Genomic DNA, 20,086 nt, shown 5'->3' with positions numbered 1-20,086 from the left:
ACAACGGGGCGATCGCTCTGGGTTATGACGGGTTGGTTTGCCCAGTTTGACTCACCGGAAGTTGAATCTGGAATTCGGTTCCTTTTCCCAGTTTTGAAAAACAGTTTAACTTGCCTAAATGTTTTTCAACAATAATTTGGTAGCTAATTGAAAGCCCTAATCCGGTTCCTTTACCAATGGGTTTAGTCGTAAAAAATGGATTGAAAATATTGGGGATAATCTCTGGAGGAATTCCCGCTCCATTATCCTCAATCCAAATCACGATGAACTCGGGGTTGACCGCTGCCCCCTCAGTGGAGGTTTCCTTTGGACTTTTTTGCAAGACTTCGGTACAGAGGGTGAGGGTAGGGATATAGTCTTTGGAAGAGGTTTGAGCCAGGGTGTCTTCTAACGCATCAATTGCATTAGCTAGAAGATTCATAAAGACCTGATTCAGTTGTCCCGGATAGCACTCTACTAAGGGTAAATTCCCGTATTTTTTGACCACCTGAATGGCCTGATGTCCGGCGGTGGCTTTCAGGCGATGTTGCAAAATCATTAAGGTACTATTCAGCCCTTGATGAATGTCTACGGCCTTGATTTCGGCTTCATCGGTGCGGGAAAAATTTCGCAAGCTCAAGACGATATTTTGAATTCGTTCTGCCCCGACCATCATGGATTTGATGGTTTTGGGTAAATCTTCTATCAGAAAATCTACGTCGATGGCTTCGGCTTCTTGTTGAATTTCTGCTACGGGTTCAGGATAATGTTGTTGATAGAGATCCAGCAATAACAGTAAGTCTTTTACATATTCATCGGCATGATTAACATTGCCGTAGATAAAACTCACGGGGTTATTTATTTCATGGGCCACTCCGGCTACTAATTGACCAATAGAGGACATTTTCTCCGCTTGAATCAGTTGCCCTTGGGTGGTTTGCAATTTTTGCATCGCGGCTTCTAAGTCCGTAGTTCGGCGGATAGAGAGTCCTAAATAAATGGCGATAATACCTGTGAGTAACAAGCCGATCGTCAGGGTGGCAATGGTGCTCTCCATGAAGCCTTCAAAGGTGGAGGTAGGACGAAGTAATAGAGTCCATTGGCGATCGGCAATCTGAAGGGTCTGGGTACAAAGGTTAGGATTTTTGTAGCACAAAGACTCCCGAGAGATGGGTTCGGGGGGTTTCAGACGGGTATCAGCAATAAATCGATGGGTGCTAGAGTCATAAAAGATGAGGACTTGATTATGAGGTTCCCCTGCCCGGTCAATTAAGTAAAAATCTAGGTGATTGAGGTTTAATCCGCCCAGGGACTTTTCTAACAAATTGGAGAGACTATAGACTGTGTAAGTCATTCCCCTAAAGGCATTGCGGCGATCAAAGATGCCCTCGGGCCGATCGCCCCCTTCATAAACCGGGCGAAACATTGCTACCCCATAAGTCTTGCCATCGGCTAACTTAAATCGTTCCGTTAGTACGATTTCTCCCTGATTTTTTCCCTGGGTGATTGCAGCCTTAACCTTGGGGTCATAACTAGGATCCAGTCCCAATAGATCTCCTTGATAGCGACTGCTGGGCTGTCCATAGATAATGGGAAAATATTCTAGGCGATCGCCAGCCGGGACTAAGTTGCCATCAGGGGCGCGATCGCGAATCTGGTAATTTTCTTTCCCTTGGGCTTGCATTTTTTCCTCAAAAGCCCTCCGTTGTAACCTAGGTACTTTTTCTATCCATGCCATCCCAAAAATTCCGGGGTAATTCTCCAAAAAAGATTGGGAAAACCGCTGAAAATTTTCTTCAGTCACCGGGCCGGAAATATCATATAATGCGCCCAGCGATCGGGTCACTTGAAGATATTCCTCGATATCACTTTTTAAGGTGACAGTCACGGTTTCCCGGCGTTGGGCTAAGTTGTCTTGGGCGGATCTTCGTTCCCATTCATACACGCCCGTAGCAGCGATCGCCGACAGTGACAAACCCACGAGTAAAGTTAATCCCACCGGAAGGTAAGTCCGGATTCCCAATAGGGTATTTTTAACTTCTCCAACATCTTTCAAATGAACCGCCATACAACCATTTGTCTTTTCTAATTTAACCGGATTCGCGCTTAAAAAACCCCGGGTGATTACTGCTGTTTTAAAAACTTTGAGCTTTGAGAATCTCGGACTGGGTTTAAAAATCGCTACGGTTGGGATAATCTGTTCTACAATAACATTTTCACTCCCAAGATTGGGGCCAAAAAAAACCTGAATTTCTCAGTATTTCACGCAAATATCCCGTTTCGGGGGGTTCCGGCCTAGAGTGGGAGGGGTGGGTAGAATCCAGGGGCTTTCTTGGCGTATTCTTAGAAAGAGTTGTTGAATGGGGTTGGCTGTTGGCTTCAGTTGGAAGGCACAAGTGACCTCTAGTCCTTTAGAGTACGATCCGATATGGCTACCTTTCTATTAGAAGTCGGTACAGAAGAATTACCCGCAGGGTTTCTCGAAAGCGCTATTACCCAATGGCGATCGCGCATTCCCGACTCCCTCGCTGAACAGTTCTTGACAAATGACGCAGTTTATGTTTACGGCACGCCTCGCCGGTTAGCGGTGGTGATAGAAGGGTTGCCGGTTCAACAAGACGATCGCGAGGAAGACATTAAAGGCCCTCCCGCCTCCGCTGCCTATAAAGACGGCAAACCTACCAAAGCGGCGGAAGGATTTGCTAAAAAACAAGGGGTGGAACTCGATGCGTTGGAAATTCGCCCCACGGATAAAGGGGATTTTGTATTCCTGCGGAAAACTATCACCGGACGTCTCACCACCGACATTCTCCAGGAACTGATTCCGCAATGGATTAGCAAACTCGAAGGCAAACGCCTCATGCGCTGGGGGAATGGAGAAATGAGGTTTTCTCGCCCCTTGCGCTGGTTGGTGGCCCTATTTGACCAGGATATTTTGCCGATTCAACTGGACAACGGGTCCGAAAGTCTCACCAGCGATCGCATTTCCTCGGGTCATCGCGTCTTACATCCTCAACCTGTGGAAATTGCCACCGCCGCCGATTACGTCAAATCCTTAGAAAAGGCGTTTGTTTCCGTAGATCCGGACCGCCGTCAAGCTATTATTCAAGACCAAGTAAAAGCGGCAGCCGAAAAAGTCGGAGGAACTGCCGATATTTCCCCGGATTTACTCCAAGAAGTTACCAATTTAGTGGAATGGCCGACGGCAGTTTTAGGTAAGTTTGATGAAGAGTTTCTCATTTTACCCGCTGAAGTGATTACCACAGTCATGGTCAGCCATCAGCGGTACTTTCCCGTCTTGAAATCCGCAGAAACCTCCGGTAAATCCCCCGAACTTCTCCCTTATTTCATTACCATTTCTAACGGTGACCCGGCCAAATCTGAACTGATTGGGTTAGGCAATGAACGAGTCATTCGCGCCCGATTAGCCGATGGGCAATTTTTCTATGAAACCGACCGGGCTAAACCCCTAGAAGCCTACCTGCCCAAATTAGAAGAAGTCACCTTCCAGGAAGATTTAGGCTCAATGCGCCAGAAGGTTGATCGCCTCTGTCAGGTCGCCGCTTTGATTACGGAACAATTGCAAATTCAGGGCGAACAAAAAGAGGAAATTGCTCGGGCGACTTTACTCTGTAAAGCCGATTTAGTCACCCAAATGGTCTATGAATTCCCAGAACTCCAAGGGGTCATGGGAGAAAAATATGCCCGGGCCTGTGGGGAATCGGAAGCCATCGCCACCGCTATTTATGAACATTATTTACCCCGAAATGCGGGGGATAAATTACCCGAAACTCCGGTGGGTCAAGTGGTGGGATTAGCAGACAAATTAGATACGTTAGTCAGTATTTTTGGCTTGGGCATGATTCCCACGGGTTCATCGGACCCCTTTGCCCTGCGACGGGCGGCTAATGCGGTGATTAATCTAACTTGGACGGCGAATTTACCCTTAAACTTAGGGGAATTACTCGGGAAAATAGCCGGTTTGTTTACGGCCAGCCATCCGAAAACTTCCCCAGAATTGCTCTCCCAATTACAAGAGTTTTTCTTACAACGGATTCGGACCCTGTTGCAAGAGGAACGAGGCATTGATTATGACTTGGTGAATGCCGTTTTGGGGGAAGAAGACCCGGAATATAGCCAACGGGCTTTAGAGGATGTCTTGGACGTTCGCGATCGCGCTTTATTCCTCCAATCCATCCGCAAGAATGGCAGTTTGGATACCATCTATGAAACTGTGAATCGGTCCGCAAGATTGGCGAAACAGGGGGATTTGGAGACAACGGTTTTAGATCCAACTCAAGTGCTCAAACCCGAATTGTTCCAAAAATCCTCAGAACAAGGGTTTTATGATGCCTTAATCCGGTTAATGCCCACCACCCAAGCAGCGCGATCGCAGCGCAACTATCAGCAGTTGGTAGATGCCTTAGCAGAAATTACCCCCGTCGTCAGCCAGTTTTTTGATGGGGAGGACAGCGTACTGGTTATGGATCCCGATCCAGAAATCCGCCGCAATCGCCTCAACTCCATCGGTTTACTGCGAAATCACGCTCGGGTTTTGGCGGATTTTGGTCCGATTGTCAAGCCCCAATAGTACCGGGAACAGTGGCAACAGCCAGCAGGGGTTTAAACCTTTGCGGGTTGTTGCCGGAAATCTTTTTGCAGAGAAAACCCCCTGTAGACAGAACAAGAAACGGTAAGATGAAGGTTAGACTTTGAAAAAATACGATCCATAAAAGTATGCCAAAGGCTCATATCATTGGACTAGGACGGTCAGGGGTTGCCGCAGCGCGGTTATTAAAAAAGCAAGGATGGGATGTCACCTTGAGCGATCGCTCAGACAATGATGCCTTGCGACAACAACAACAATTGTTGGCTGCTGATGGTATCCAGGTACACCTTAATCAGTCCTTTGAACCGGAAAAGTCTTTGGATTGGGTGGTTGTCAGTCCAGGGGTTCCCTGGGATCTTCCCGCCTTGGTGAAGGCGCGACAGATGGGAATTACAACCCTGGGGGAAATGGAATTAGCGTGGCGCAATCTCAACGCTTGTCCTTGGGTGGGGATTACGGGAACCAATGGAAAAACGACGACTACCGCTTTAATTGCTGCAATTTTTCAGGCTGCCGGACTCAATGCACCGGCTTGTGGCAATATTGGATATGCCGCGACGGAGTTGGCGTTAAAAGGATTTGACGAGGACCGGGCAACCCCTGAGTACCCAGATTGGGTGATTGCGGAAATTAGTAGCTATCAAGTCGAAGCATCCGAAACCGTAGCGCCGCAAATTGGAGTGTGGACGACTTTTACGCCGGATCATTTGAGCCGTCACGGTACGTTAGAAAATTATTTTAATATTAAGGCATCTCTGTTGGAGCGATCGCAGCAAAAAGTATTAAATGGGGATGACCCCTACTTGAGAAAAAGTTTAAGCGATCGCTGGCCGAATGCCTGCTGGACGAGCATCAAAGGTAAAAGTGAGTTATTAGGAAATCCCGATAAAGGCGTCTATATTGAAGACGGTTGGGCGGTGGCAATGGGCGAGGCAGTCGTCCCCGTTGATGCCTTGAAAATGCCCGGGGAACATAACCTCACGAATCTGCTGATGGCAGTGGGTGTGGCGCGCTTGGCGGGAATTGATAAAGCGGCGATCGCCGATGCGGTTGCCAACTTCCCTGGTGTTTCTCATCGCTTAGAACTGATTCGTACTTGGCATAGCATTGACTTTATTAATGATAGTAAAGCCACCAATTATGATGCGGCACAAGTGGGATTAGCCTCCGTGGCTGCGCCAGTGATTTTAATTGCCGGGGGTGAAGCGAAAGAAGGGGATGATACCGGGTGGTTACAAACCATCGAAGCGAAAGTTGCCCAAGTGCTGCTGATTGGCGATGCTGCCGATGCCTTTGCCAAACGCTTAGAACAAGTGGGAAATCCCCGCTATGAAATCGTTTATGGTATGGAACGGGCGGTCATTCGCGGGGCCGAATTAGCGGAAGAATTGGAGGCACAGGTAGTCCTCCTATCTCCAGCTTGTGCCAGTTTTGATCAATATCAAAACTTTGAGCAACGCGGGGATCATTTCCGTCAACTCTGTTTGGAAATGCTGCCGGAGTAATCCAGGAGAAAGGGTCAGTGGGTTAGGATCTGGGGTTTACTGGGTCCTAACCTAGGGGGATAACTACAGGCGATCGCAATGGGGTGCGATTTGAATCACAACTGTAAGTGATTAATCTAAGGGGTGGGTAATACTCAAATCACCGCTCACCTTCACCCCTTGCTGCAAACTAGAAACACAGTAGAGTTGAATCCAAACTTATGCCTGCACCTACTCTGAATCTGGAAGATAACCTCACTGACTTGTTCGCACAAGCCTGGTTTTCTGGGAAACTGACTGCGATCGAACAGCATAGCCTTCAGGTTGCGTTACTCAATAACGCCTTGAGTCGGGAGGATGCGTTGCTCGTGCATCGCTTATTCTATGCGGTCCGTCGCGGATGGCTCCAAGTGAGTGCGTAAGCTATTCCCACCGGAATCTCACTCATTCCTAACCTGACCCCTTAAAAGCGCGATCGCCACTCTGATCCGCCTCTGTGTACTGGGCGATCGAAACCTTTTTATCTCACTCCACAGATTAGCGACTGATACAGTCGTTATTTTTTACACTCAGGGTCCAGGATCGGGCAGCATTTCCCCGATCCTGGGTAGGGCAATTCCGGTTTAGCCCCTAAATTTTAGGGTCACCAGGATTTAAACAGATTATATAAGTGATCCTCACCCCAGGCCATAACTTTCTCTAATCAGAGAAAAAGGGGATAAAATTTTATCATTAAACTTGACATTTTAGGTAACAGGTGTGGTTTCATAGTCAAAGTAAACTCCTCCGTTCACAAATCGTAACAATGAAACTCCATCTCCTTGGATCTGGACTCCTCACGGCAGCAGCTTGTCTGTGTCTGGAAATGCCAGTCTTTGCGACTACTGCCCCTTATTCGGAACTTGACGCCGAGTGGGGGGTGAATGCCACTGTGGAAATTGCCCAAACCCCCGAAAACACCTATAACGCCTGGGGAAACGAATGTAGCACTTTGGTGGAACAACAGCGCTTCAGCGAGGCGATCGCCGCTTGCGATCGGGCTGTTACCCTCAAACCCGACTATTCCCTCGGATTAACTAACCGCTGTGTCGCCCTCCTGCAACTCGATCGCTATCAAGACGCTGTAGAATCCTGTCGCCGCGCACTCACGGGGGATGGCAATTGGGGAGAGAGAACCGAAGCCAGTGGCTGGCTGAATTTTGGCGGGTCCCTCATCCTTTTTGCTGGAGAAAAACCCAGTCCTAACGAAGCTATTCCCCTGCTGCAACAAGCCCTCCTCGCCTTTGATAAGTCCCTGGAAATCGAACCCACCAACCCCAATACCCGCCAACTCCGCAACGAGTTAGAAAAACTGATCAAAGAGTTGACTTAACCCAATTTCCTCAACCCGCGCTGACAGGTGTCTACTATTAATGATGTTGCTGATTTTTTAGCCCTCAAGGGTGCGTCAGAATCTAACTTATTCCTACCATCAGGACCTCTACATTCTGACGCACGCATCCTCCTATTTCAACCGCACCCCCCGAATGGATAAATCTAATAATTCCATCGGGTGCATCAACGGGATATCTTTCCCCTCTAACTGCAAATGCTTTTGAATTTGTAACGCACAACCGGGATTGGGAGAAGCAATTAATTCGGCCCCGGTATTGAGTAAATTTTGCACTTTTTGCTGACCCAACTCTTCCGATACCTCCGGCTGGAGCATATTATAGACCCCCGCACTGCCACAACATAACGCTGCATCAAGCGGTTCTTTCAGTTCAACCCCGGGAATTTGTTTAAGAATTTGGCGCGGTTGCTGACTAATTTTTTGACCATGTAAAAGATGACAAGCATCCTGATACACCACGGTTAATTTCCCATCCGTTAGGGGAGAAAGTTGAGCCGTTAACCCCACCATTGCCAGGAATTCTTGCACATCTTTAACCTGATTTGCAAAAGCTTGTGCTTTCTCTCGATAATTGGGGTCATCCTGGAGAATATGACCATATTCTTTTAAGGTATGACCACATCCAGCGGCATTAATAATGATATAATCAACCTCAGTGCCTTCAAAACTATCAATCATTTGACGAGCGATCGCCTGTGCCTGTTCTTCTTGTCCCTGGTGTGCCGGTAACGCCGCACAACAGCCTTGTCCTTCGGGAATCACCACCTCACAGCCATTGGCAGTTAAAACCCTTACCGTTGCCTCATTGACGGGATTAAAAAATAACCGCTGTACACATCCGAGTAACATCCCCACCCGATACCGTTTCTCTCCTTGTGCCGGAATCACATCGGGATAATTTCCCTTAAAAAACTCTCCCGTAATATTGGGTAAAATTGACTCCATTGCTGCCAATCGGGGGGAGAATTTCTTTAATAAACCCGTCTGACGCACTAATTTATTCATTCCCAACTTTTGGTAAACATAAAGGGGAACTAATAAAGGACGCAGACGGTTGGGATAGGGAAATAAGTTAAAAATGAGACTACGAATCACGCGATCGCCTAGGGAACGTTCATAATTACGCTCAACTTGAGGACGAGTTGCCGCCAGCAATTTATCATATTGCACCCCCGAGGGACAAGTGCTGACACAAGCTAAACATCCCAAACAAGTATCAAAATGCTCTACGGTTCCCTCTGCCAGAGGTGCTTCCCCGGTGGCGATCGCATCCATTAAATAAATCCGCCCTCGCGGCGAATCCATTTCTTTCCCTATCACCCGATAACTGGGACAAGTAGACAAACAAAAGCCACAATGAACACAAGTATCAATCAATTTCGGATCCGGTGGATGTTTGGCATCAAATCCCGGCAACACTTCCGACTCGCTTAACTCATTCAAATGCGGATTCTGACCCAAAAAATTACTAGATTTAGCGGCAATAGTAGATTCAACAGGTTGCATATTCATCAACTCAATATATTTTCCAATGTTCGTAGTAACGCCTGAAGAGGTTCTCTTGCAAATGTTAACCGCCCTCTTAAATTCCCCCAATAAATCGATGAGGACTTAAAATATTATCTGAATCAAACTGCTGCTTAATCTTCCGCATCACCTCAAGAGCATTTCCCTGATATCCCCAAACATCAACCTGATTTTTAAAGGCGATCGGTGCAACCATCACACTCAAAAACCCCCCAGAAGATTGACAGAATTGCCGCATCGATAAAACCGACTCCTTCTGTATCCCCTCCCCAAACCGCAACCAACCCAACCCACTACTGACATGAATTTGACCCAACCCAATACCCTCAGAAAGTGCCGCAAATTTCGATAAAGCTGCCACTGCTTCTGTAGGACGTACTCCCATTTTGCAGGCGATCGCCCCTTCTGTGTCAGCCGGTTGCATTCGTTCTCTCAATCCTTGCCATAAATCCGCCTCGTCCTTCTGCGTATGACAAGTCCCCTTTAATCCTAACGTTTCCCCCACAGATATGAGTCGCGCCGATTGTTCTTGCACACTTTCTGCTACACTTTGAAAACGCACCAGCAGTCCCATTTCCTCCCCTCTCCCCAGTTGCTTCACCAATCCCGGGGACAACAAATCCGCTGCTGTTGGCGTGAGGGCGGAAGCGAGTAACGTTTGACTCGCAGAGGCGATCACCTCCGTATCCCCAGACAACATCACCGTACCCGATGCCTCCGCTTGAGGATAAACTCGAAATGTGACTTGACAAATCATCCCCAATGTGCCGTAAGACCCGGTGAATAATTTCATCAAATCATATCCCGCCACATTCTTGACGACGCGTCCCCCTGCCTTCGCCAACTCCCCATCCGATCGCACGAAAGAAACTCCTAACAGTTGATCGCGCACTCCCCCATACCGTTGCCGCCAACTGCCAGTATCCCCAGTGGCAACAATTCCTCCCAAAGTCGCGCGATCGCCATAAGCTGGATCTAAAGCCAAAAACTGCCCCGCATCTGCGAGAATAGACTGTAACGAGGCTAAACGCATCCCCGCTTCCACCGTCACCGTTAAATCATTGACAGCGTGTTCAATCAGGCGATTCAGACGTGCGGTACTCAGAATCACTTGCACCCCCGAAGGAACCCCACCCCAATCGATTTTACTCAAGGACCCAGCAGGGACAAAGGCACAGCGACTGGCAGCAATAGCGGCGATCGCCTCAGCGAATTGTGCTTGAGTTGAGGGATAGGCAATGCAATGCGGCAGGGAAGACTCCGGAAAAGCGCGACGGAGACGCTGTTGAGTAGGGGAATCCAGACTATCCCACTCGATAACACCGTCGGAACCAAGAATACTGGATAAAGTTTGGGCGATCGCTGACATGATAGAACGGTTGAACCCTAGGACATCTCTTACTATCTTTGCACTCTCCCATCTAAATTTTAAAAACTAAAATTTATGACCGTTTTTGCTAAACTCATTGGACAACCCCAGGCAGTCGAACTGCTGAATCAGGCTGTTAACCGCGATCGCATTGCACCCGCCTACCTCTTTGCTGGTGCTCCCGGTGTGGGTCGCAGTTTGGCAGCGCGGTATTTCCTGGAACTCCTCCTCACCGCCAGAAATCCCGGCATAACCCCTCCCTCTACCCGCAAACTGGAAAATCACCCCGATTTACTCTGGATAGAACCCACCTATCTGGATAAAGGCAAAATGCTCACCGCCACCGAAGCGGCAGCAACCGGGTTTAAGCGCAAATCCCCCCCGCAAATTCGCCTTGAACAAATCCGTGAAATCGGGGAATTTTTGGGACGCCATCCATTAGAGGCACTCCGCAAGGTAGTGGTCCTAGAAGAGGCACAAACCATGAAAGAAAGTGCTGCCAATGGATTACTCAAAACCCTGGAAGAACCGGGACGAGCGAGTATTATTTTAATTGCACCAGGAATTGATTCTCTCCTCCCCACCCTAGTTTCCCGGTGTCAGCGAATTCCTTTTTATCGCCTCACCGAGGCACAGATGAGGGAAGTTTTAGCAACTGTGGGATACCCGCAGATTTTGGAGAATCCAGCAGTATTGGCAATGGCGCAGGGGTCTCCGGGAACGGCGATCGCCTGCTGGGAAAAACTCCAGGAAATCCCTGCCGAACTTCTGGAAAAACCCCTAAAACCCTCCCTCTCCACCAAACAAGCGCTAGAAATTGCCAAAGAAATCGATCGCAGTCTGGACACCGAGTCCCAACTCTGGCTGATTGAATATCTGCAACAGGCATACTGGTTATCCTCCCAACAGCGCGGGACCTTCAACGCCAACCCCCTCCATATCCTCGATCGCGCAAGGCGTTATCTCCTCAGTTATGCCAGTCCCCGCCTCGTCTGGGAAGTCACTCTCATGGGGATGAAGGAATGAGAATTCCAGATTTTTGGGGGTTGGCACAAAATGCTTGTGCAAGAGGGCAACCTCTGCTAAGATAAACTTATGCGGACGTGGCGGAATTGGTAGACGCGCTAGATTTAGGTTCTAGTGTCTTTGATGTGGGAGTTCGAGTCTCCCCGTCCGCACTCTATTATGATCAAGAGTTTACAGCTTAGAGCAAGTTGTAAACTCTTTTATTTTTGGATGCGCTCTTTTTGGCTATCCTTAAATCTTTTATTGACAATTTGAAATCTAACAAATACCTAGACTAGAGTAACTCACAAAATTCCCTGGATAAAAAGCTGTGGCGGCAAGCTGATAAAGCGTTGCAGATGAAGATAACCAAGCCAAAGTTCAATAGAACCTCAGAACTACTCTTTGGAGAAACCCAGCTCAATTGTTATTGCTTTTTCAATTTTACTCCAATATTCATCCTCTAAAACCCCCTGTTTTGTCTTGATCCGTTGAGCATCTACTGCTCTGATTTGGTTGGCTTAAATTGATATAGCGATCGCCATCCAATCCATTTTGTAACGTTGGCTTGACATTAACAACAAACGGATATTTTTTACTCCCTGGCAATAAGGGAGCAATAATTGTAGTCGAACCCTGTTGATTCCCAATATCATTTTGCAAAATAAAACAAGGACGCTGTTTATCAGTTTCACTGCCAATAACTGGCTGAAGATCCACCCACCAGATTTCGCCTCGTTTATAAGTTAAAATTGCGTTAGGCATTTAAACCATCGCTCACCGTAACATCCCAAGCTAAGACCTCTTGTTGAAATTCTGGGTCATTACTTTGTTCTCGATAAGCATCGGCAAGCTCTCTCATTAACCGCTGCTGTTTTTCTTTTAAAAGAATATCATTAATAAATCGGCTACGGTTATGGCCCGGTGCAATTGTATCTACAAATTTTAAAACTTCATCGTCTAGGGTGATGCTAACTTTTTTGCTCATAGTCTAACTTTTAGCGGTCTGGTAGCATTCCTTTATTATACTAGCTAATCTTACCGTGATTGTCAAGAGGTTATGGGATGCGCGATGACAGCCCTATTTCTTATGGTAAGACTTACGCAATATTTACTACTATTAAACGCCTAATGGAGAGTTGATTCGCGAATCAACTCTCCATTAGGATGCGACTATACGGAAACGTTCTTAACTCCCTCCATTTCTAGCCTCTTCGGCTAAACTTGACCCGCAATCCATCCCGAGGAGAGGGGGTTGGGATCATGGATAATTGTAAATTTTGGTCCGGCAACAATTCCCAGTCATAACCGTGGACTAAATGGGCTGTAAAAACCCGTAAGGCTAACATGGCAAATGCCTTACCTACACATTCTCTCGCACCGCCTCCAAAGGGTATCCAGGTAAAGGGTTTTGGCTTATCTTCTGCGCGGTCTAAACTAAAGCGATCGGGGTCAAATTCTTGAGGATTAGAATAAATTGAACTATCTTTGTGCAGTTGATTAATTTGATACAAAACCATCCAACCTTCGGGAATTTGATAGTTATTAAATTCGCAAGATTCAAGTACGCGGCGAAATCCTCCGGCAACGGGTGGCACTAATCGTAAGACTTCTTTGACCACCTGTTCTAAGTAAATCATCTCTTTGAGTATCTCCATATTGAGAGAACCCGTAAAGCCGACTTTTTCCTGTTCTTCCCGCAATTTGGTAATCACGTGGGGATGTTGTGCTAGGAGTAGACAGAGGGATGAGAGTGAAGAGGTTTGGGTTTCATGACCGGCAAAGAGGAGTAGCAATATTTGGTCTTTGATTTCATCTAAGCTTAATCCATTTCCCTCTTCATCTTTGGCCGCTAACAGTAACCCTAGGGCATCGTTTCTAGGTGCGGTTTCTTGTTGGCGGCGATGGACAATTTCTTCGATTTTTTCGAGTAGCAGTTTCCGGCAGTGGAGGGCTTTTCCAAATGGTGTCCAAGGCAGATTGATGGGAATCGAAAATAATCCTTCAGCCCAGGTTTTAAAAATTTGACTGAGATAGATGGTTTCGGATCCGGTTTCAGTGCCAATTAATAAGGTACTGGCAATGTCAAACATATAGGTTCGGAGTTCCGGATACCAGGTCAGTTCTTGGAGGGTTTCCCATTGTTTCAGATAGCGATCGGTGAGTTGTTCCATGCCGGGAAGGTATCCAGCGATCGCTTGGGGAAAAAATGCCTGTGCCATCAATCGCCGTCTGCTGGTATGTTCGTTGCCGCTTTGGATGGTGAGGGAGTGGGGACCGAGTAAGATGCGGGTACTCGGGGGAAAAGAGGCGGTAAAATAGCTATTATCATGGGTGAACAAAAAGCGATTCGCTTCGGACCCAATTAGGACGATTGTGGGTTGTCCAAACAGATGGGTTTTGTAAACGGTTCCATATTTTTCGCGGCGCTTCTTATGGAAGTCGCGATCGCGAAAAAAGCTCAGGGTTTCGCCAATCAGAGGTAAGCCTAATTTACCAGGAGGGAGGGGACGCGATCGCAGGGTCTCGTTGGAAGTCATGGATTTGTCTGTCTCGAAACTACTTCCCCTCTATTTTGACATTGGAGGGCGAAAACGTGAAACCAAACCCCCTAGTTTGAGGTGAATTGATGACATTTCCCTCCTCCTTTAAAGTTAGGGATTAGCGGTAGAAGCAGGTGGCGTAATATTAATAAATGGCAAGGCTCCATTACCCCCCATCACCATCGGAAATTGTCCATTCCATTTTTCAATGGCTTCTTTTTGAAGAATCGATGGAGTTAGGTTTTCTCGTAACAATCGTTGGGCTTCAGCTTGACCTTTGGCCCGATTAATTTCCGCAAAAGCTTCTTGTTCGGCTTTCTGGGCAATAAATGAGGCTCGTCTGGCTTCTTGTTCTGCAATTTGCTTGGCTTCAATGGCTTTAGCAAATTCCGGAGAAAATTCAATATTTACCAAGGAAATATCATCAACTAAAACGCCATAACTAGCCAGTCGTTGCCGAATATCACTATCGATTTCTTGTTTTAATTCTCGGCGTCGGGTGATGATTTCTTCAGCATTATTTTTAGCCGTTGCTGCTTTCACCACTTCAGAAACAGCGGGGGAAATAATCAGGTTGACAATTTGAGTTTCATCGCCTATGGTCTGATAAACCTTGTTAACTTGAGTAGCATCCACACGCCAATTCAGGGCGACATTAATGGTAACATACTGTAAATCTTTAGAAGCAGCATCGGCTTTGAGTTCATCTTTTTGCACCCGAACGCTGAGGGTTTCCACGCGGGTGACTAAGGGAATAATTCCGTGAATCCCTTCATCGAGAATGCCTTCCTGGACTTTTCCAAATTTCATGACCACGCCCCGTTCCCCGGCGTTGATAATCACAAAAGGTTTTAAATTGGCGGCTAAAATTAAGAAGAATATTCCTCCAATCACGGAACCGGCAATCCAGAAAATGGTCTTTGAGTCGTAAGAATAACTGGTTTTAGCTGGCATTGGAATTTACCTTAATGAGGTTGAAACTTACGGTTTGTAAAAAACACCCCATCCCGAACCTTTATTAAATTTTTCTTAAGTTTTTAAGAATTTCAGTCCAGATGGGTCTAGGTTTGACTTTGATATTCCCAGGGACTTGCGGGACTATTGTTGTCTCCCAAAGTTTGATACAAATTGAGTGACTCTTAAAATGTTAAACCGGAATCCAGAAAATTGTCTTAAAAGTAATAAAATGTTATGAAAATTGATAAGCCCCAAAGTTGGCCGGAGACGGTGGAGGAGGCGAGGGCAATTCAGGAAGAGTTACGGGAACAAGTCATTGTAGAAGATGACTTGCCACAGGTTCGATATGTGGCGGGGGTGGATGCGGGATATCAGGAACAGGATAATGTGACGCAGGCGGCAGTGGCGGTGTTAAGTTTTCCAGATTTGCAACTGTGTGATCAGGCGATCGCCCGGTGTCCGACTCACTTCCCCTACATTCCTGGATTCCTTTCGTTTCGCGAAGTTCCGGCGGTTTTGGAGGCCCTGGAACAGTTGTCTATTGTGCCAGATTTGCTACTCTGTGATGGTCAGGGATTGGCCCATCCCCGGCGGTTTGGGATTGCTTGTCATTTGGGGGTCTTGACGAATCTCCCGGCGATTGGGGTAGCAAAATCGCGCTTTATTGGTACTCATGAAGGATTACCCCCGGAACGTGGCAGTTGGCAACCGTTGCTGGATCAAGGGGAAACCGTGGGGGCGGTTCTGCGATCGCGCAGTCATGTCAATCCCCTTTATATTTCCATTGGTCATCGCATTAGTTTACCCACTGCCTTGGATTATGTGCTGCGTTGCACTCCGAAATACCGACTCCCGGAAACTACCCGAATCAGCGATCGCCTCGCTTCAAGTTAGAACCATTCCGGAGTGCGATCGCGATCGCACTCCGGTTAGATTGGGGTCACGGCTACACTTGATCACGATCGCACCTTTAACGTTCAAGCGATCGCTGTGCGGTTAGAGTTTTTCAGAGATAATTATCGTAGTTAAAAAAATAGTCGCTGTGATTCAGAAGCGATGGGAGGGTTCTGCCATGACAACTCATTTCCAATCTATTGATTCCCCCAATCATGCCCACGGAAATCGGGATGCAGAACAATTACTTCGCCATAAAAATTTGCAAACCTTTAGTCATCGAGTGAGCATTTTGAGTAGTCTCGCAACTGGGGGAAAAATTTCTTTAGAAGATGCGTTTGAAAAAATGAATACGTTATGGGAGGAATTGAGTGAGACGATTCCCTAAACTCATCAGAGACATTTGCCCGGTCCTACAGAACGGCGAAGGGCTGGAGGGCCTTGAGTAAGGCTTTTTAGCTTAGTTTACTCAAGGGTCACTTCCCCACCTGAACCGGATGCGATCGCAAGTATGAAGATTCGTTAAACCCAGTCCATTCAGGGAAGGAACCCGGTAAAGTTTCAAGAGGACCGATCAACTGGAAACCCGATTATCACATCCGGACCCGGTAGAGAAGATGGCATTCTGGGTTTGTCCCCTGATGTTGGCCTAAACTCAATCGTTTCTGTACAAAACTCAAAATCCCTGTGAACTCCTCCCCTGTTCCAGGAAATGGATAAGGGATAGGAGACTCACAGAATGGTGTGCTTCTATACTTGCTCCTGAACCGAAAAAAGCTAGATAATAAAGATATCTTCCCGAGTCAGGGGCGGAAAACAGGTGCTGCTACTATGGAAACTTGCGATCGCCATGCATGAACTAACCCTAAAATGGATTGAAGCGGGTGAGTTTAGAACTCAAACTATCTGGGATAAGCAACCGAGCAAAAATCCGGGGACCGTCCGGATCGGTCGCGATCCCACTCGCTGCGATATCGTGTTGCTTCATCCGACAGTCTCTGGGTTGCACGTTGAAATCTTTTATGACCCCCAGAAAAGTCATTTTTATTTGAGAAATCTTCGGCCCAGCAATCCTTCTAAAGTAGATGGGCAACTGTTAACCCAGGGTGAGATGATGTTAACCCTAGGTAGTCTGATTTGTTTGGGACAAATTAAACTGAAAGTCATTGCCATTGACCTCCGATTTTCTCAGGGAGTAACTCTTTCTGCCCCAGAGGATGATGATAGCGAAGCCTCTATCAGTCAACCCCTACGCCGTCGCCTTCCCCGCAAACCGCTGCCGACCTATGGTTTAAAATGTCCCAATTGTCAGAAAATTTCTCATTATAAACTTCTCGATTTTGGGTGTCCTTGGTGTGGTACATCTTTGGACTCAGCCAATAGTGTTTTGATGTCCACTCATGCCGATTGAGGGGAGAGAAAAAAGTTTATCCTGTTAGGTGGGTGATGTTACCATAACTCGGAAACTTTCCCGGTGAACCGTCTGTGAAAAAATCTGAATCTCCCCTCAATAGCATTTGGCTGTTTCTGATGGTAGGGTCTACCGTCGTCGCAACAATGCGTGGGACTCTGCCGGAATTGACCGAAGCGGCATTTGAGTCGGCAGCGAATGCGGTTACCTTGGCGATCGGGTTAATTGGGGCGTTAGCCTTGTGGTTGGGAATTCTGCGGGTGGTGGAAGTGGCGGGAGTCATGGAGGCGATCGCCCAAGGGATTCGTCCCCTCATGTTACGACTGTTTCCTGATATCCCGGCAGATCATCCCGCCATGTCTGCCATGATCTTAAATCTCGCCGCTAATGCCCTGGGTTTGGGCAATGCTGCCACTCCCATTGGGCTCAAAGCTATGAAGGAACTGAATCGGCTGAATTCGGACCCTGGAACTGCCACCAATGCGATGTGCTTATTTTTAGCCATTAACACCTCATCGGTGACCCTTTTACCCATTGGGGCGATCGCTGTAAGGGCCTCCGCAGGGGCCACCAATCCCGGGGCAATTATTATTCCCTCACTTGTGGCAACAGTTGCTTCCACCACTGTAGCCATTGTAGCCGCTAAAGTTCTGGCCCATCGCAACCAAGATTCTGCCCCGAATCCCCCAGTAAACGCCCCGGAACTGGATTCAGACAGCCCCTCACAGAGTCCTGAATATGCCCAACCTGTTGAACCTTTAGAACCCCCGGGACGGGTAGGACGGTTATTCTTTGGTGGGTTAATTGTGCTATTTTTTGGGGCACTTCTCTATCGATTAACCATCACGGGAACGGCGGGATTGGCAAGTACCCAAATCATTGAGGCGATTTCTAATGGGTTGTTACCTTTAGTGATTTGTAGCTTCCTGCTGATTGGCTATTTTCGCGGGGTGAAAGTGTATGAAGTGTTAACGGAAGGGGCGAAAGAAGGCTTTGATATTGCGGTGAGAATTATCCCGTTTCTGGTTGCAATCTTTGTGGCGATCGGGATGTTTCGCACCAGTGGCGCATTGGATGTGATGACAGCAGTGTTATCCCCCATCACCAACTTGATTGCCATGCCACCGGAAGCCTTACCAATGGCGCTAATTCGTCCTTTATCGGGCAGTGGCGCATTTGGGGTGATGTCGGAAATTGTAGAGAATGACCCTGATGGGTTCTTGTCTTATCTGGTTTCAACGATGCAAGGTTCGACGGAAACCACCTTTTATGTGATGGCGGTTTATTTTGGTAGTATTGGAGTGAGCCGGACGCGCCACACTTTACCCGCTGCCCTGTTAGCTGATGCGACAGGAATGCTTGCCTCTTTGTTGATTTGTCGTCTCACATTTTGAGAGATCTGCTTCAAAAAAACAATAAACCGGATTTCTGACCTAAATTTGCTACAAAGTAAGATGGTAGGGTGTGCTTCTTCCCACCCTATTGCTCACTTAACCACCTCAGAATTCCTTTTCTTTAAGAAAACCTTTTTAGAATCAACCATATCAACCGTTATAAACTCTATATTTTGTAATATATCCATCAGTTTTAAAGCAGCAAAAAATTGCTTTAAGGTAGACCTGATTGGTACTTGATAAACGTTATAAAACTCTGTTCCGATCTCCTGGATCTCTATAGTGGATTGGTTGGATTCTCTCGCTATTTTTTTGATAAGCTTGCCAATCACTTGCTGCAAGTCTTCTACTGTCTTAATTTCTTGAAAAACTTTATCCTCCTCAGTATCATCAATTCCGTATTGCTCTAAAATCTTATTTTTACGGGGTTTGATTTTAGGGTCAATCGCCCAATTTGAAGGAGGTTTTTTATCCGAAGGCATATTCAGAGAATGTGATAGAGACTCCATTTGATAAGGAAAACTCTCTGCTAAGGCAATGTAAAAATCGTTCGGTTTACACATCGGATAAGTCCTGAAATCCTGATTGTTATTCAAAAAAAACCCTGGTTCAACAGCCATCAGTTCATAGGATTTTAATGCCGAACAAACTTGTGAATATTCGACCCAACAAGATTTGATAGTGATTTTCCGGATGATATCTTTGATTAAATTTATATCCATGCCATTCAGGAATTCAAGTTTAATCAAGTGGGCTGTGCAGACCCTATAGAAATTTGGACCTACAGCCTTGCACTACGCTCTAGTATAACTTACTCAATTCCTGAAGCAGTAAATGTTTATGTTTCTTAATATCAATCTATCTCTGTGCTATCCGGGTTTGCTCCTCTTGGGGTCTTGATACTTTAATAGGAAGAAAACCCACTTTCTTCACCAACACCAATGTGGATCAGTACCAAAAGTCAGAGTGAAGAAACCCGGTTTTTGATAATAGAATTACTGACTTGTGAATTCCTCCTCAATTTTCCCATTGAAACCAGGCGGTTAAGGCGACGGCTAAGGCATCTGCTGCATCATCGGGTTTGGGAATCGTCTCTAAATTTAATTCCCTCGCTACTGCTTGTTGCACTTCATATTTATCCGCATTACCATAGCCGGTAATCCCTTGTTTAATTTGTGCGGGAGTATATTCAACTAACGGTAATTGATGTTGTGCTACCACCAGTAAAATTACCCCTCGCGCTTGGGCGACTAAGATGGTATTTCCCATGCGATAAAAGAACAATTTTTCCGCTGCTACTAAGTCCGGTTTGAACTGGTCAATCAGGGCGTGTAAATCTTCATAAATCGTACATAACCGCTGACCCAGGTCAGTCTTGGCGGGGGTTTGAATAATGCCAAAATCCAGCAGGGAAACGGTTTCGCTGCGACTTCTGCCCGTGCCTCCAGTTTGAGCGGCGATCGCCCCAAATCCTAATGTTGCTAAACCCGGGTCTAATCCTAAAATTCGCTTTTCCATAAC

At 46.8% G+C, this 20,086-nt stretch carries 18 protein-coding genes and 1 tRNA gene; 10 read left to right on the top strand and 9 right to left on the bottom strand.

Going from position 1 to position 20,086, the window contains the following annotated elements; translation table 11 throughout:
* Window positions 1-22: 22 nt before the first annotated feature.
* Window positions 23-2,047, bottom strand: coding sequence for a CHASE domain-containing protein (locus tag NG796_RS08430; RefSeq protein ID WP_261205456.1), 2,025 nt, complete (start codon window positions 2,045-2,047; stop codon window positions 23-25).
* Between the two features lie 360 nt (window positions 2,048-2,407).
* Here NG796_RS08430 and glyS point away from each other — a divergent pair, with 360 nt between their 5' ends.
* From glyS to NG796_RS08410, 4 genes are all read left to right on the top strand, one after another.
* Entirely contained in the window at window positions 2,408-4,570 is a 2,163-nt protein-coding gene (gene glyS, locus NG796_RS08425) for a glycine--tRNA ligase subunit beta (RefSeq protein WP_261205455.1), read from the top strand.
* Between the two features lie 146 nt (window positions 4,571-4,716).
* On the top strand, window positions 4,717-6,093 hold the full coding sequence (gene murD, locus NG796_RS08420) for a UDP-N-acetylmuramoyl-L-alanine--D-glutamate ligase (RefSeq protein ID WP_261205454.1): 1,377 nt from the start codon (window positions 4,717-4,719) through the stop codon (window positions 6,091-6,093).
* Between the two features lie 200 nt (window positions 6,094-6,293).
* A complete protein-coding gene (locus NG796_RS08415; RefSeq protein ID WP_261205453.1) occupies window positions 6,294-6,494 on the top strand; it encodes a hypothetical protein in 201 nt (66 codons plus the stop codon).
* Window positions 6,495-6,877: 383 nt separating this feature from the next.
* Window positions 6,878-7,444 (top strand): tetratricopeptide repeat protein, encoded by a 567-nt coding sequence (locus tag NG796_RS08410; protein ID WP_261205452.1) that lies wholly within the window; start codon window positions 6,878-6,880, stop codon window positions 7,442-7,444.
* A gap of 132 nt (window positions 7,445-7,576) precedes the next feature.
* Here NG796_RS08410 and NG796_RS08405 read toward each other — a convergent pair whose 3' ends face one another.
* The gene (locus NG796_RS08405; protein ID WP_261205477.1) at window positions 7,577-8,971 is read right to left on the bottom strand and encodes a (Fe-S)-binding protein; all 1,395 of its coding nucleotides are present in this window, start codon (window positions 8,969-8,971) and stop codon (window positions 7,577-7,579) included.
* 76 nt (window positions 8,972-9,047) lie between these two features.
* Entirely contained in the window at window positions 9,048-10,361 is a 1,314-nt protein-coding gene (locus NG796_RS08400) for an FAD-binding oxidoreductase (RefSeq protein ID WP_261205451.1), read from the bottom strand.
* Between the two features lie 75 nt (window positions 10,362-10,436).
* On the opposite strand from NG796_RS08400, the gene NG796_RS08395 reads away from it, so the two are divergent.
* Window positions 10,437-11,387, top strand: a complete 951-nt coding sequence (locus NG796_RS08395) for a DNA polymerase III subunit delta' (protein WP_261205450.1) — start codon at window positions 10,437-10,439, stop codon at window positions 11,385-11,387.
* A 71-nt stretch (window positions 11,388-11,458) separates the two neighbouring features.
* Window positions 11,459-11,539: transfer RNA gene (locus NG796_RS08390), tRNA-Leu, on the top strand.
* 283 nt (window positions 11,540-11,822) lie between these two features.
* Here the strand turns inward: NG796_RS08390 and NG796_RS08385 are convergent.
* From NG796_RS08385 to NG796_RS08370, 4 genes are all read right to left on the bottom strand, one after another.
* Window positions 11,823-12,131: a type II toxin-antitoxin system PemK/MazF family toxin gene (locus NG796_RS08385; RefSeq protein WP_261205449.1), complete on the bottom strand. Its 309-nt coding sequence runs from the start codon at window positions 12,129-12,131 to the stop codon at window positions 11,823-11,825.
* The gene (locus NG796_RS08380) at window positions 12,124-12,354 is read right to left on the bottom strand and encodes a hypothetical protein (RefSeq protein ID WP_261205448.1); all 231 of its coding nucleotides are present in this window, start codon (window positions 12,352-12,354) and stop codon (window positions 12,124-12,126) included. Before NG796_RS08380 ends, NG796_RS08385 begins: the two co-directional genes overlap by 8 nt.
* A 217-nt stretch (window positions 12,355-12,571) precedes the next feature.
* Entirely contained in the window at window positions 12,572-13,906 is a 1,335-nt protein-coding gene (locus NG796_RS08375; protein ID WP_261205447.1) for a cytochrome P450, read from the bottom strand.
* 114 nt (window positions 13,907-14,020) lie between these two features.
* Window positions 14,021-14,863 carry a prohibitin family protein gene (locus tag NG796_RS08370; RefSeq protein WP_261205446.1) on the bottom strand — a complete coding sequence of 281 codons (843 nt, stop codon included), beginning with the start codon at window positions 14,861-14,863 and terminating at the stop codon, window positions 14,021-14,023.
* A 237-nt stretch (window positions 14,864-15,100) separates the two neighbouring features.
* Between NG796_RS08370 and nfi the strand changes: the two genes are divergently transcribed.
* The 4 genes from nfi to NG796_RS08350 all read left to right on the top strand — a co-directional run bounded on the left by nfi (window position 15,101) and on the right by NG796_RS08350 (window position 18,565).
* The gene (gene nfi, locus NG796_RS08365; protein WP_261205445.1) at window positions 15,101-15,760 is read left to right on the top strand and encodes a deoxyribonuclease V; all 660 of its coding nucleotides are present in this window, start codon (window positions 15,101-15,103) and stop codon (window positions 15,758-15,760) included.
* 178 nt (window positions 15,761-15,938) lie between these two features.
* Window positions 15,939-16,148, top strand: coding sequence for a hypothetical protein (locus tag NG796_RS08360; protein ID WP_261205444.1), 210 nt, complete (start codon window positions 15,939-15,941; stop codon window positions 16,146-16,148).
* Between the two features lie 432 nt (window positions 16,149-16,580).
* On the top strand, window positions 16,581-17,171 hold the full coding sequence (locus tag NG796_RS08355; RefSeq protein WP_261205443.1) for an FHA domain-containing protein: 591 nt from the start codon (window positions 16,581-16,583) through the stop codon (window positions 17,169-17,171).
* Window positions 17,172-17,245: 74 nt separating this feature from the next.
* Entirely contained in the window at window positions 17,246-18,565 is a 1,320-nt protein-coding gene (locus NG796_RS08350) for a nucleoside recognition domain-containing protein (RefSeq protein WP_261205442.1), read from the top strand.
* A gap of 92 nt (window positions 18,566-18,657) precedes the next feature.
* On the opposite strand, the gene NG796_RS08345 is transcribed toward NG796_RS08350, so the two are convergent.
* Together NG796_RS08345 and ruvC are read right to left on the bottom strand one after the other, a co-directional pair.
* Window positions 18,658-19,287 carry a hypothetical protein gene (locus tag NG796_RS08345; protein WP_261205441.1) on the bottom strand — a complete coding sequence of 210 codons (630 nt, stop codon included), beginning with the start codon at window positions 19,285-19,287 and terminating at the stop codon, window positions 18,658-18,660.
* Between the two features lie 295 nt (window positions 19,288-19,582).
* Window positions 19,583-20,083, bottom strand: coding sequence for a crossover junction endodeoxyribonuclease RuvC (gene ruvC, locus NG796_RS08340; protein ID WP_261205440.1), 501 nt, complete (start codon window positions 20,081-20,083; stop codon window positions 19,583-19,585).
* Between the last annotated feature and the right edge of the window lie 3 nt (window positions 20,084-20,086).

Source organism: Laspinema sp. D2d (assembly GCF_025370755.1).
GTDB lineage: Bacteria > Cyanobacteriota > Cyanobacteriia > Cyanobacteriales > Laspinemataceae > Laspinema.
The sequence above is the reverse complement of the archived record's forward strand: the minus strand, read 5'-3'. Positions and strand labels throughout refer to the sequence as shown.